General features: G+C 29.4%; 11 protein-coding genes and 1 other annotated feature. Of the genes, 2 read left to right on the top strand and 9 right to left on the bottom strand.

Annotated features, from left to right (window positions below; all coding sequences use genetic code 11):
• Positions 1 to 149: 149 nt before the first annotated feature.
• Entirely contained in the window at positions 150 to 791 is a 642-nt protein-coding gene (locus EK368_RS00730; protein ID WP_129595813.1) for a FlxA-like family protein, read from the top strand.
• Between the two features lie 38 nt (positions 792 to 829).
• Here EK368_RS00730 and EK368_RS00725 read toward each other — a convergent pair whose 3' ends face one another.
• The 5 genes from EK368_RS00725 to EK368_RS00705 form a co-directional block, all read right to left on the bottom strand.
• Complete coding sequence (locus EK368_RS00725) at positions 830 to 1,606, bottom strand: heme ABC transporter ATP-binding protein (protein WP_129595812.1); 777 nt, start codon at positions 1,604 to 1,606, stop codon at positions 830 to 832.
• Positions 1,607 to 1,620: 14 nt separating this feature from the next.
• Complete coding sequence (locus EK368_RS00720) at positions 1,621 to 2,676, bottom strand: FecCD family ABC transporter permease (RefSeq protein ID WP_165000267.1); 1,056 nt, start codon at positions 2,674 to 2,676, stop codon at positions 1,621 to 1,623.
• A gap of 30 nt (positions 2,677 to 2,706) precedes the next feature.
• Complete coding sequence (locus EK368_RS00715; protein WP_165000266.1) at positions 2,707 to 3,657, bottom strand: ABC transporter substrate-binding protein; 951 nt, start codon at positions 3,655 to 3,657, stop codon at positions 2,707 to 2,709.
• A 194-nt stretch (positions 3,658 to 3,851) separates the two neighbouring features.
• Positions 3,852 to 3,950 (bottom strand): MetS family NSS transporter small subunit, encoded by a 99-nt coding sequence (locus EK368_RS00710; RefSeq protein WP_129595810.1) that lies wholly within the window; start codon positions 3,948 to 3,950, stop codon positions 3,852 to 3,854.
• Complete coding sequence (locus tag EK368_RS00705) at positions 3,951 to 5,459, bottom strand: sodium-dependent transporter (RefSeq protein ID WP_129595809.1); 1,509 nt, start codon at positions 5,457 to 5,459, stop codon at positions 3,951 to 3,953.
• 157 nt (positions 5,460 to 5,616) lie between these two features.
• Positions 5,617 to 5,884, bottom strand: a binding site (T-box leader).
• 200 nt (positions 5,885 to 6,084) lie between these two features.
• On the opposite strand from EK368_RS00705, the gene EK368_RS00700 reads away from it, so the two are divergent.
• Positions 6,085 to 7,641, top strand: coding sequence for an ABC-F family ATP-binding cassette domain-containing protein (locus EK368_RS00700; protein WP_129595808.1), 1,557 nt, complete (start codon positions 6,085 to 6,087; stop codon positions 7,639 to 7,641).
• A gap of 41 nt (positions 7,642 to 7,682) precedes the next feature.
• Here EK368_RS00700 and EK368_RS00695 read toward each other — a convergent pair whose 3' ends face one another.
• The 4 genes from EK368_RS00695 to EK368_RS00680 all read right to left on the bottom strand — a co-directional run bounded on the left by EK368_RS00695 (position 7,683) and on the right by EK368_RS00680 (position 12,492).
• Positions 7,683 to 8,984, bottom strand: a complete 1,302-nt coding sequence (locus EK368_RS00695) for an APC family permease (RefSeq protein WP_129595807.1) — start codon at positions 8,982 to 8,984, stop codon at positions 7,683 to 7,685.
• Between the two features lie 160 nt (positions 8,985 to 9,144).
• Positions 9,145 to 10,515 carry a YceG family protein gene (locus EK368_RS00690; protein ID WP_129595806.1) on the bottom strand — a complete coding sequence of 457 codons (1,371 nt, stop codon included), beginning with the start codon at positions 10,513 to 10,515 and terminating at the stop codon, positions 9,145 to 9,147.
• A gap of 178 nt (positions 10,516 to 10,693) precedes the next feature.
• The gene (locus EK368_RS00685) at positions 10,694 to 11,536 is read right to left on the bottom strand and encodes a transposase (RefSeq protein WP_129595805.1); all 843 of its coding nucleotides are present in this window, start codon (positions 11,534 to 11,536) and stop codon (positions 10,694 to 10,696) included.
• A gap of 119 nt (positions 11,537 to 11,655) precedes the next feature.
• Complete coding sequence (locus EK368_RS00680; RefSeq protein WP_129595804.1) at positions 11,656 to 12,492, bottom strand: MerR family DNA-binding transcriptional regulator; 837 nt, start codon at positions 12,490 to 12,492, stop codon at positions 11,656 to 11,658.
• Positions 12,493 to 12,569: the final 77 nt, after the last annotated feature.

Below are 12,569 nucleotides of genomic sequence, written 5' to 3'. Positions count from 1 at the left end.
AATTTTTTTAAATAGTCAAACATCTACATTGTATACATTTCTTATATAAATTGCAATCGTGTTTTTATAAAATCTCTAGATTATAATTCTAATATTTCCCATAATTTTGCCGATATATAATTTATATCTATAAAAAAGGAGAGAGTATAATGAATGTATCATCTACACAAAATAATCCTATTTGTAATACTTCTTTAAAATCTAATTTTAACTCTGATCATGAAATCAAATTATTACAAGACCAGAAGATAAGAACACAAGAAAAAATTAATAAAATTAAACAAGGAGATGCCCCCCAAAAGGTAAAACAAGAATTAATAAAACCTCTTCAAGAACAAATTCAACAAATAGATATGCAAATCCATCAAAAACAAATGGAGAAAATTAACAAGACTAAAGAAATAGAAGCACAGCAAGAAAAAAATCCGCCTCAACAAGAAGGAGTTGTTTATTCTCCTATGAACAATCTATTAGAGGCATCTACCACTTATTCTCAATCAAAGGTTTTGAATGGGATAAAGAAAGATTTAAAAGGACAATCCAATATCTTAAAAATTGAAGCAAAGCTTGATGGAGGTAGAATGGGAGGAGATGGGAGTGATAAACTTAAAAAAGCCTCTGCTCTAGATCAAAAAGTGTATGAAATTGAAAATAAAATAGATGAAAAAATAAAAAAGACCCAAGAGTCTATTGAAAAATCATATGATAAAGAAGATGAAAATAAAATTTCATCTAAGGAGAAAGAAGAAGAAAAATCACTTCACCATAAAAAATTAAATATCCTTCTTTAAATAATATGATTTAATAATAAGATGAAAAATTCTTCTTATTATAATGGAATGACATATGGGGTATTGGTATATGGACTTTTTTGCACAACCATATCCATCTCATATGCATCCTTTAGATTTTTTATAGTAATGACCTGGTCTGGGCTTCCTGATTCTATAATCTTTCCATCCTTTAAAAGAACCATATGCGTACTAAATCTTGCTGCTAAATTAATATCATGTAACACAGCTACTACTGTCATTCCATCTTGTTGATTTAATTTTTTAAGAAGCTGCAAAATTTCTATTTGATGTCTTATATCTAAATACGAAGTAGGTTCATCTAATAAGATAATTTTAGGTTCTTGAGCGAGTGCTCTAGCAATAATCACTCTTTGTCTTTCTCCTCCACTTAGTTCATTGATCACCCGATCTTTAAGATGATACGTATGTGTTAATTCCATAGCCTCTCTTACTATTTTATAGTCCTTTATACTCTCACTTTGGAATCTACTTATATGAGGACTTCTTCCCATAGAAACAATATCTTCTGTAGTAAATCTAAACTCTATGTTTGTTTCTTGAGGAACTACAGCAATAATTTTTGCAATTTCTTTAGATGATATTTTATGAATATCTATCTCTCCTATTTTGATATTTCCACTTTCAGGTTTTAACAAAGAAGAAATATTTTTCAATAAAGTTGATTTCCCAGATCCATTAGGTCCTATAATGCTCACAAAAGCTCTAGCTGGAATGTAAAAAGAAATATGATCTAATATTTTTATATCTTTGTATCCAAACGATATTTCACAAATCTTCACATCTATAGACATATTGATTCTCCTCGCTAAGACAACCTACTTTTTTTCTTTTTTAAAAGATATATAAAAAATGGTCCTCCAAATATGGCCGTGATAATTCCTACAGGGATTTCTATAGGAGCTATAATAGTTCTTGCAACAGTATCTGCTAACAACATAAATAAACCTCCTCCTAATCCTGCTATAGGAATTAATATTCTATGATCTGGTCCTACTAATATTCTAACAATATGAGGAATAATCAATCCTACAAATCCAATAATTCCACTTACAGATACTGCAACTGCTACCATAAATGAATTGATCAGTAGAATCATTCTTTTTGTTTTTTCTACTTCAATTCCTAAATTTTTAGCCGATTCCTCTCCTAGTAACATAACATTTAAATCTTTTGAAACAAAATATAAAAGACTCCATCCTATCAAAACTGGAAGTGCTATGATTTTTACCTGTTGCCATCCTTTTGTAGAAAAACCTCCTAATGTCCAAAATATGATTTTATTTAAATCATTGCTGTATAAAACCATTAAAAATGACATAATGGCTGTTAAAAATTGTCCTACTGCTATTCCTGATAATAAAAGAGTGGTCACAGGTATTTGAGAGTTGATTCTTGCTAAGTTATATACCATATAGGTTGTTCCTAATGCACCAAGCAAAGCAAATAAGGATATGGTATTGATCTGTAGAATTTTTATATCTATATTAAATATAATAGCTAATGTAGCTCCTAATGCAGCCCCTGATGATATGCCTATTACAAAAGGATCTGCCATTGGATTTTTAAATATTCCTTGAAATGTTGCTCCTGAGATAGATAAACTCATTCCTACTAAAACAGATAATAAAATTCTAGGAAGACGAATGCTTTTTATAATAATTTGATGACTCTTAGAGATATCTTCTATTTTTATTATATTTTTCATTACTGGTAGTTGATGAAGCACAATTCTTAAAGCATCTGTTATTTTTATATTGGCTATTCCTATAGTAGTTGCTATCACACATAAAAAAAATAAAATAATCCCCATGGATATCCATATGATTCTCCATTTTATTTTTTTTTCAATATGAATATTCATAAATTTCCCCCTGCTCAAAACATCATCTTACTAAAATAATTCTGGATGAATAGCTTTTGCCATTACCTCTAGCGCATCTTTTACTCTTTGGCTCGGTCTAGATAATAAATTCTCATCTACAATTTCTATTTTATTATTTTTAATGGCATCAATATTTTCAAAGCCTGGTCTTTCTTTTATATCACTAGTTTTTTTCTCTTTCATATTAGAAGTATTGGTAATATAAATTTGAGGATTTTTTTCCACCAAACTTTCTATACTATATTGAGCATAAGGATCTTTTATATCCTTCGCTACATTTTCTCCTCCACCGATAGTAATCAACTCATCAATAAAAGATCCTTCTCCAGCAGTCCATAAGGCTTGAGAATATTCTATTTCATAAAATACTTTAGGTCTATCTGCATTTTTTACTTTATCTTGAATCTCTTTTTTCTTATTGTCTATGTCAAGAACCATCTGATCTGCTGACTCTTCTTGATTAGTAATCTTTCCTATTCCCTTAATCGCATTTTCTATTTGGTTGATAGATTCAGGGGCATATGTAACTATAACAATTCCAGCTTCTTCTAGCTTTTTCTTTATTTCATCACCCATAGGCCAATAATTTAGTACCACATTTGGTTGTAATTCTATAATCTTTTCAATATTTACAGTAAAGGCATCTCCTATTTTAGTCTTAGTTGTTGCTTCTTTAGGATAATCACAATAGTTTGTAACTCCTACTATTTTCTCTCCAAGACCTAGTCCATATAAGATCTCTGTATGACTAGGAGAAAGAGATACTATTTTTTGAGGTTCTTGCTCAATAACTAAATTTTTTCCATCTCCATCTGTAATTTCCATAGGATATGGAGTAGGAGTTTTTAAATTTTCTTCTAAATTTTCATGTTGCTCTTCTTGAGTACAGCCTACAACCATAGAAAATATTAATAAAAATACCATTCCAAATAAAATTCTTTTTTTATAAAAAACTTTCATAATAGATCCCTCCATTTTAGTTTATGATCTTCCTATTGCACCATTGAGTATTTAATAACCTAAATCTAAATTTATTATGTGTTAAAAGCATCAGTTTTACTCTCATTTTAAATATATATCAAAAACAAAATAAGCCTTAGTAAAAAAATCTAATTTTTTCACTAAGGCTTATTTTAAATAAATCTATTTCAATATTAATCTTTATTCTTTAGTCCAATCGTTAAAGTTGTTGCCAAACCTCCCCATAATACTACGGCTCCAATTGTAAAAAATAACATTGCTGTAGAAGTCATCTATTCCACCTCCTTAAAAGTATTTACTTGTAATTCATTATTCTTCCAAGGTCGTTTACTTGCAATAATAGCTATAACAACAATAAGTGCTACTACTCCCCATCCAAAAGATAAAAGAGCGCTCATTGGATATCCTCCATAAGGACTTTTAATTTCTGTAACAATATTTTGTATTAACATATAAGTCAATATTGTAGGTGTTACAAACTTAATCATAACATCCCACCACTTACCAACTCTATAAATAGATACTTCATTGGTATGCTCTCTTATAGTATGAGCTCCTAAGAACCATCCTAAAACAATAGCTTCTCCCAATCCTACTACTACTACAGAATAAGAATTAATAAATGCATCTACAATATCAAGAAAATAAAGTCCTGCTCCTGTAGCATACATAACACTAATTAAATATCCCCCAAGTGCTGCAAAACTAACAATTTTTTTCCTTGATGCTCCTGTTTTATCTATGACTGCTGCTGAGAATGCTTCTATTAAAGATACACAAGAAGTAATACCTGCAAATACTAAACATGTAAAAAATAATATACCAAACATTTTTCCTAAAGAACCCATCATAGAAAATACTTTTGGAAATACCACAAATGCCAATCCAATACTTTGACTTGCTACTTCATCTACTGGTACGCCTTGACTTGTAGCCATAAACCCTAAAATTGCGAATACACCTATAGCAGATAATAACTCAAATCCACAATTTGCAAAAGCTGTTATAAATGCACTATTGTTAATATCTGTTTTACTAGGTAGATAACTAGAATAGGTAATTAAAATCCCCATTGCTAAACTTAGTGAATAAAATACTTGCCCATAGGCATTAATCCAAACCTTTGGATCTAATACTTTTGACCAATCAGGAGTAAATAATTTATTAAGTCCAACAGTAGCTCCTGGTAATGTAACTCCTCTTACTACAATGATAACCATGATAACAAAAAGAGTAGGTAATAATATTTTGTTTGCTTTTTCTATTCCTCCAGAAACACCTCTATAGCATATAAACCAGTTGATCAACCAAAGTATAGTAATACAAATAAATATTGGCCATCTCATTCCCCCTAAATCAAAGGGCCCACTTGACACTCTTAAAAATTCATTGAAGAAAAATCCATTTGTATCGCTTCCCCACCCTTGAGAAAAAGAAAAATACAAATAATTCATAGCCCAACTTAAAATGATTGTATAATAGGTCAATATTACAAAGGAAGTAATACTAGGCCACCATCCAAGCCATTCCCACTTCTTACTTGATTTTGCAAAAGCAAGAGGTGCTGATCCCCTATATTTATGTCCAAATCCATATTCTAATATGATAAGAGGAATTCCTGCAGTAAATATTGCAATAAAATAAGGTACTAAAAAAGCTCCTCCTCCATTAGAATATACCAAATAAGGATATCTCCATATATTTCCAAGTCCTACTGCTGAACCTATAGCAGCAAGGATAAATCCCATCTTTGAACCCCATTGTTCTCTTTTTTGAGACATACATTACAGCTCCTTTCAAAATTATCACTTTTATTCTCTAATTTTTATGCTACTTTCTTATCTTGTGGTAATTTTGAGATATGTCTGGCCAGACTTCCTCTAATTTTTTCTTTTGCGGGAAAAAAAATCTCCCGTCTCTAAAACATAAATTTTATGTTCTAGAGACGAGAGACTTGCTCGTGGTACCACTCTAATTTACAATTTGCTCACGCATATTGACTCTTCAGGTCGAAGGATCATCCTTGAACCCTAGCCATGTAACGGTGGCACTTCTACATTTTGTAGAACCCGGCTTTGTTTACTCCTTACGTTTCAACTTAGCAGCTCTGGAGTGATCATTATATACTTCTTCAACACCGAATCTCAGCACCTTCGGCTCTCTGTAGTTAAAAGTTGAGTATTTTTCTCTCCGTCATAACTTTTCGAATATTTAGTTTGTTCAACTGGTTGAATATTATTATACTATGGATTGATTTGTTGTGCAATAGAAATATTAAATTTTTTTAAAAATTTTAATATTTTACTTTGAAACTATTCCTTCCTCATATATAATCTATTATGTGTATTTACATGAACACTATATTGTATCAATTTATTATAAATATATTTTATGAAAGGAGTATATATGAGTATACTAACAGTAAAAAATTTAAGTCATGGATTTGGAGATCGAGCAATATTTAATAATGTATCCTTTAGACTTCTAAAAGGAGAACATATTGGACTTATCGGTGCTAATGGAGAAGGAAAATCTACTTTTATGAATATCATCACTGGAAAGTTAGAACCTGATGAAGGACAAATTGAATGGTCCAAAAGAGTTAGAGTAGGTTATCTTGATCAACATACAGTTCTTGAAAAAGGTCTTAGTATTCGTGATGTATTAAAAAATGCATTTGAATATTTATTTGATCTTGAAAAAGAAATGAATGAAATATGCGATAAAATGGGAGCAGCTTCCCCTGAAGAATTAGAAAAACTTCTTATAGATTTAGGAACAATTCAAGATCTTTTAACAAATAATGACTTTTATATGATTGATTCAAAGGTTGAAGAAATAGCTAAAGGTCTTGGTCTTGATGATGTAGGATTAGAAAAAGATGTTCATGATTTAAGTGGAGGGCAAAGAACAAAAGTACTTCTTGCTAAGCTTCTTTTAGAAAAACCTGATATTCTCCTTTTAGACGAGCCTACAAACTATTTAGATGAACAGCACATTGAATGGCTAAAAAGATATCTACAAGAATATGAAAATGCTTTTATATTGATTTCTCATGATATACCTTTTTTAAATAGTGTAATCAATTTAATTTATCATATGGAAAATCAAGAGCTCAATCGTTATGTAGGGGACTATGACAGTTTTATGCATGTTTATGAAGCAAAAAAACAGCAATTAGAAGCAGCTTACAAAAAGCAACAACAAGAAATTGCTGAATTAAAAGATTTTGTAGCAAGAAATAAAGCAAGAGTTGCTACTAGAAATATGGCTATGTCTAGACAAAAAAAGCTTGATAAAATGGATGTTATTGAACTAGCACGAGAAAAACCAAAACCAGAATTTCATTTTAAAGAATCTAGAACCTCTGGAAAACTTATATTTGAAACAAAAGATTTGATCATAGGATATGATGAACCTCTTTCTAAACCACTCAATCTTCGTATGGAGCGTAAACAAAAAATTGCTCTTGTAGGAGCAAATGGTATTGGAAAAACTACTTTATTAAAAAGTATTTTGGGACAAATAACCCCTATATCTGGATCTGTTGAGCTTGGTGATTATCTACACATAGGATATTTTGAACAAGAAATCAAAGAAGCCAACTATCAAACATGTATCGAAGAGGTATGGAAGGACTTTCCTTCCCTTACTCAATATGAAATTCGAGCAGCTTTAGCAAAATGTGGTTTGACTACAAAACATATAGAAAGCAAAATTGTAGTATTAAGCGGAGGAGAACAAGCAAAAGTACGTCTTTGTAAATTAATCAATAAAGAAACAAATTTATTAGTACTAGATGAACCTACCAATCACTTAGATGTAGATGCAAAAGAAGAACTAAAAAGAGCACTTAAAGAATATAATGGTAGTATTTTAATTATTTGCCATGAACCTGAATTTTATCAAGACATTGTAACGGAAGTTTGGAATTGTGAAAATTGGACAACCAAACTTAAATAAGACAAAGGATGTTTCCATCCTTTGTCTTATTTTTAAATCATTTATTTATCTTTTTTAAGATAATAAAATATAGGTATCCCAGTCAAAGTAATGATAATTCCAATCAACGAATTCATAGGAGAACTTATAATTGTACTATAGAGAATATAAATACCTCCTAATATTCCTATAAGAGGCACTATAGGATACATGGGCACTTCATATTTTCTCTCTTCTTTTGATACTTTTTTTCTTAAAATAAATATACCTCCTACACCCATTACAAAAAATATCCATAATACAAAAATCAATAAATCTGTTAAAGTGTTAAAAGTTCCTGAAAAAATATATGCTACAGCTAACAAAAACTGAATCATCAAAGCATTTACAGGTGTTCCAAAAGATGGATGAATCTTTTTCAAATAATTTGAAAAAGGTAAATGGTTTCTTTCTCCCATGGCCAAAGGAACTCTAGATCCTGTCATTACATATCCATTCATAGCCCCAAATACAGAAACCATAATTCCTATTGTAATAAAAGCTCCTCCTCCACTTCCTAAAAGTATATTGGCTACAGCTGATGCAGGTCTTTGTGCAGTAATAATTTCTGCAATCGGCATCACATTCAAAATAGAAAAATTAACCAATACATATACTACAATAACAGTTCCTACTCCTAATACAATAGCTCTTGGCAGTTCTTTAGATGGATTTTTCAATTCTCCTGCTACATTTGTCACTCCAATCCAACCATCATATGCCCAAAGTGTTCCTAATATAGCAGTTCCAAATCCAGCTCCCTCTATAGAAGTTTGTATAAAATGGATATCATGGGCTTCTCCTTTTATCAGTCCTACTACAATGATTACCACAATAGGTAATAACTTTCCTATTGTAGAGATTATTTGAATAATCCCTCCATATCTAGTAGAAATGATATTCATAACCAAAAGAAATCCTAATGAACAAGTAGCTAATATTTTTTGTCCAAAGTTATCTAATGGAACAAAATATGATGAAAAGGTAGCAAAGGCAATAGCAAGAGCTCCTATGGCTGCAGGATATGCAATCACTGTTTGTACCCATCCTAATAAAAAGCCCCATATCTCTCCATACAGTTCCTCTAAATAAATATAAAGTCCTCCTGTTTTAGGAATAGCTGATGCTATTTCAGCAATCGTCAAAGCTGATGCTAAGGTAATGATTCCACCTGCTACCCAAGCAAGTATTCCCAGTCCTGGAGATCCTGCATTTTTAAATACAATACCAGGTTTTAAAAAGATTCCAGATCCAATAATCATTCCTACTACTAAAGAAATTGCCTGTGTAAAAGTAAGTGTTTTTTTCAAATTTTGCTGTGTCATAAATATTCTATCCTTCCTCTTTTGTTTATTATTCTAAAATATATTTTTTTATTATATCATCTTTATTTTTGTTCTATTATTATCTTTTCATCACTCTATAAATATTATTTCCTTTTAGATCTTTTATAACCGAAAAAAAGAACTACCTTTCTCTTTCAATTTATTTTCCAATAAATTTTTTTACATAAACGCTAGGCACTGCTAAATTTAGATTTTGCCCTTCAAAACCTGCTGATGTAATCCCCACTAAATTTCCATACATATCAATTAGTGCGCCTCCTGAACTTCCTGGAGAAATAGGTGCAGTAATTTGAAGCATCTTAATTTGATCTAATTCTCTAAATCCTGATACAATTCCATTTGAAATAGTATTAAATAATCCTAGTGGACTTCCAATAGTTATAATTTTTTGTCCTCTTACTAATTCTTTTTCATAAAGTGGAATAGGTTTCGTTTTTTTATCTACTTTTATTAAAGCTAAATCATAGTCTGTATGATATTTTACAATATTATATGCTCGATATTCATTAGGATCATTTTCAAAAACTACACCAAAAAATAGTCCTTTACTCACTACATGAAAATTAGTAACAATCCATCCTTCACAATTTATTACAACCCCTGATCCTCTGCTAATAATTTTTTCATTTTTATCATACACATGAACCATCACAACAGATTCTGCTAATCGAGCAAGCTCTTCATAACTCTTTTCAGCATACTCTTTCGCTTCTATTATATTTGATTGATGTTCTATATTCACTTGCTTCTTTGTATTCATCAAAGAATTATTTTTTTGTTTTATCATATTTTCTTCAAAGGGAACACTACAGTTTCTCATATTCCTACATGTAAACAATTTAGAATACTTATCTGCTTCATGTGTAATATCTTCCTTAGGATTCAAATAAAGTACATCACACCCTAGTTTCCACAAAAATATCAAAAAATAAAATTCATGCCTTGTAATATCTCCATAAAATATCACCTTAGGAATCAATTGCCTATCTATTTTATTTTTAAATAATTTTCTTATATATCGATTCATCCATAATAATAATTTTACGCCAAAATTTTTTCTCATAGTAGGATTCCCATAAGGATTATGATGATCATATAGTTTAAGCGTTTCTTGAAAAGCTATTTTTTTCGTCCACTCTAACGATTCATTTTCTATTTCATATCCCATATGAAAATAAAATAATTCTGAAGAACTTAAATATTTGTTTTCTAAATTCATATAATCTTCCATAACTTTTTTCATTTTTTCTATTCCATTGATATCTATAATTTTCTCTAATCCATGGATAAATTTAATGTAATGAAGTGCATGAGACTGTAGATAATGATCTAATTCTTTTAATTCTTTTATATAGACATCCTCCATCTCATTCATCCCTATATATCTACAAAAAAGAGTTGTCCTAACACCGTTAGCATTTCTTTTATCTTTAAATATACATCTCATATCCTCAAAAGGGTTTTTTGTTTCTAGCATTGTAAATTTTAATGGTTTTACTGTTATAATCATTATTCTCACCCCCAAAAAATTTTATCACGAATTTAGGGACGGTTACAATATTTTCTTCTCTTACTTTTTTATTTTTTTATCTCAAAAAAATAAAAAACAACCTCTATTTTTATTCAAAGTAGAAGTTATTTCGAAATTTTTCCATTACAAATACCCCTTTAGTTGTACTTATTTATTTTTATGCTATCTTCATCAATTCTTGCACAAAATTTCTTATTTCATCATTCTTTGTATACATATCTACTCCTATTAAAGATAAGTTCGATACCCTTCCTGCAGTAATATTGCCTAGAATTTTGCAAATTTCTTTTGCTGTCATGTTGCAAAAACACATCATTAAAAATATGCTTAATGCCCTTAACAAAGTACTCTTGTTGCTATTCTTTAGATATATATATTCCCAATCTATTTTCAAAAATTGAGCTACATGATGAATAATTTCATTCGGTGCATGCTCTCTAATTATTATCTCTCTTTCACTTCTATACTCATAATCTTTTATTGTAAACTCTATATCCAATAGACCATGTTCCCCATTACATCGATCCACTAAATTTAAATACTCTTTCATATTCTTTTTATGATTCAATTGCAATATCTTCACTAAAAAACTTTTATCCAATATTTCATAGTCATTAGTATGATTTACATATTCTTTTAAACTTGAAAATGGATATTTTTCAACATTTTCTTTAAATAAAGGTAAATCTGTTGGATTATTATGAATGTAGGCAGACAACATTATTAAATACTTATCACTTTTTACTATCTTACTTTTAAATCTATCTTGAAAAACATGTCCATGTCTTTTATATTTTCGATTATAATATTGGGCATAGCAAAAGTTTATACAATGCATTATTTTAGATATATCAGCCCCATTTACATCTACCATAAGATGGCCATGATTATCTAGTAAACAATAAGCATATATTTTAAACTGATATTTATATTCATATTTTTTTATAAGAGAAAGATATTTTATTTTATCACTATTTTCTTTTAAATAAATCAATTTCACTAATGCTTCGAATCATTACATGATATATGGAATCTATACTTTTTATCCTCGCTACTCTTGGCATAAAACTACTCCCTCTCTTTTTTTATTAGAAATAGTTTATGTATCTTCTTGATTATTTATGTATCTATGTAACCGTCCCTTGGTTTTTGGATTGGAATTTGTATTTCTGAGATGTATTCTTCTTCATAGTCTGAAAAATCATAATCTACAATATTTTTTTCAATAGAGTCTCCTATAATTTCATATCCGTTTTCTTGTATCCATTGAATAAGAACTTTATAATATTCATCTATTTTAATATACGGTCCTAAAAATACAATACATGCATACTCATTTTGTGGAATACATTCTAATTGTCCATAAAAAGGATCTTCTACAGATAAAACTTCCACAAAATATCTAAATTGATTTACATTTCCTTTTAATATATTTGACTTGAATACAGAAGTATATACCTGCCCTTCAATGAGCCAAGAACTATTTTTCATATATCTTCCATTTATTTTTAATGATTGTTTGATCTTAGAATTATTTTCCCCATTATATGTATCTAAAAAAACTCCTTTTCTTTCAGGTATTTTCTCTACTCTTATCTGGTTAATGTCCTCTCCAATACTATTAAAAAGTTCTATTTTGCTATTAATTTTCTTTTTTAAATTTGTTAAATGATTTATTTTTTTGTCAATTTGTTCTTCCTTCTTTTTTAATAATTTTAATAAGTTAGTTGTATTTTTATGATTCATATACTTTTTAATATCATCCAAAGAAATGTCTAGTTGTTTCAAAAAAAGTATTCTACTCAGCTTAAAAAAGTTTCTAATACTATAATATCTATATCCATTTTTTTGATCATAATCTGGTTTTAAAAGACCTATTTTATCATAGTACCTTAATGTATCTGTACTAATATTAAAAAGGGTTGATAATTCACCTATTAAAAACTTGTCTTTCATAATTACCACCTTTCCTATAGGAAAATTCTATTTACCATGATTATAATCAATTTACGAACCATAAACAACAAAAGGAC

The organism is Anaerophilus nitritigenes (assembly GCF_004138215.1).
Classification (GTDB): Bacteria; Bacillota; Clostridia; order Peptostreptococcales; family Thermotaleaceae; genus Anaerophilus; species Anaerophilus nitritogenes.
Note: the sequence above shows the minus strand (reverse complement) of the source record. Positions and strands in the feature narration are given on the sequence as shown.

Coding starts and splice junctions, on each gene's coding strand:
- EK368_RS00725 (WP_129595812.1), bottom strand. CDS start 1,606: ATGTCTATAGATGTGAAGATTTGTGAAATATCGTTTGGATACAAAGAT.
- EK368_RS00730 (WP_129595813.1), top strand. CDS start 150: ATGAATGTATCATCTACACAAAATAATCCTATTTGTAATACTTCTTTA.
- EK368_RS00695 (WP_129595807.1), bottom strand. CDS start 8,984: ATGACACAGCAAAATTTGAAAAAAACACTTACTTTTACACAGGCAATT.
- EK368_RS00705 (WP_129595809.1), bottom strand. CDS start 5,459: ATGTCTCAAAAAAGAGAACAATGGGGTTCAAAGATGGGATTTATCCTT.
- EK368_RS00715 (WP_165000266.1), bottom strand. CDS start 3,657: ATGAAAGTTTTTTATAAAAAAAGAATTTTATTTGGAATGGTATTTTTA.
- EK368_RS00690 (WP_129595806.1), bottom strand. CDS start 10,515: ATGATTATAACAGTAAAACCATTAAAATTTACAATGCTAGAAACAAAA.
- EK368_RS00680 (WP_129595804.1), bottom strand. CDS start 12,492: ATGAAAGACAAGTTTTTAATAGGTGAATTATCAACCCTTTTTAATATT.
- EK368_RS00720 (WP_165000267.1), bottom strand. CDS start 2,676: ATGAATATTCATATTGAAAAAAAAATAAAATGGAGAATCATATGGATA.
- EK368_RS00700 (WP_129595808.1), top strand. CDS start 6,085: ATGAGTATACTAACAGTAAAAAATTTAAGTCATGGATTTGGAGATCGA.
- EK368_RS00710 (WP_129595810.1), bottom strand. CDS start 3,950: ATGACTTCTACAGCAATGTTATTTTTTACAATTGGAGCCGTAGTATTA.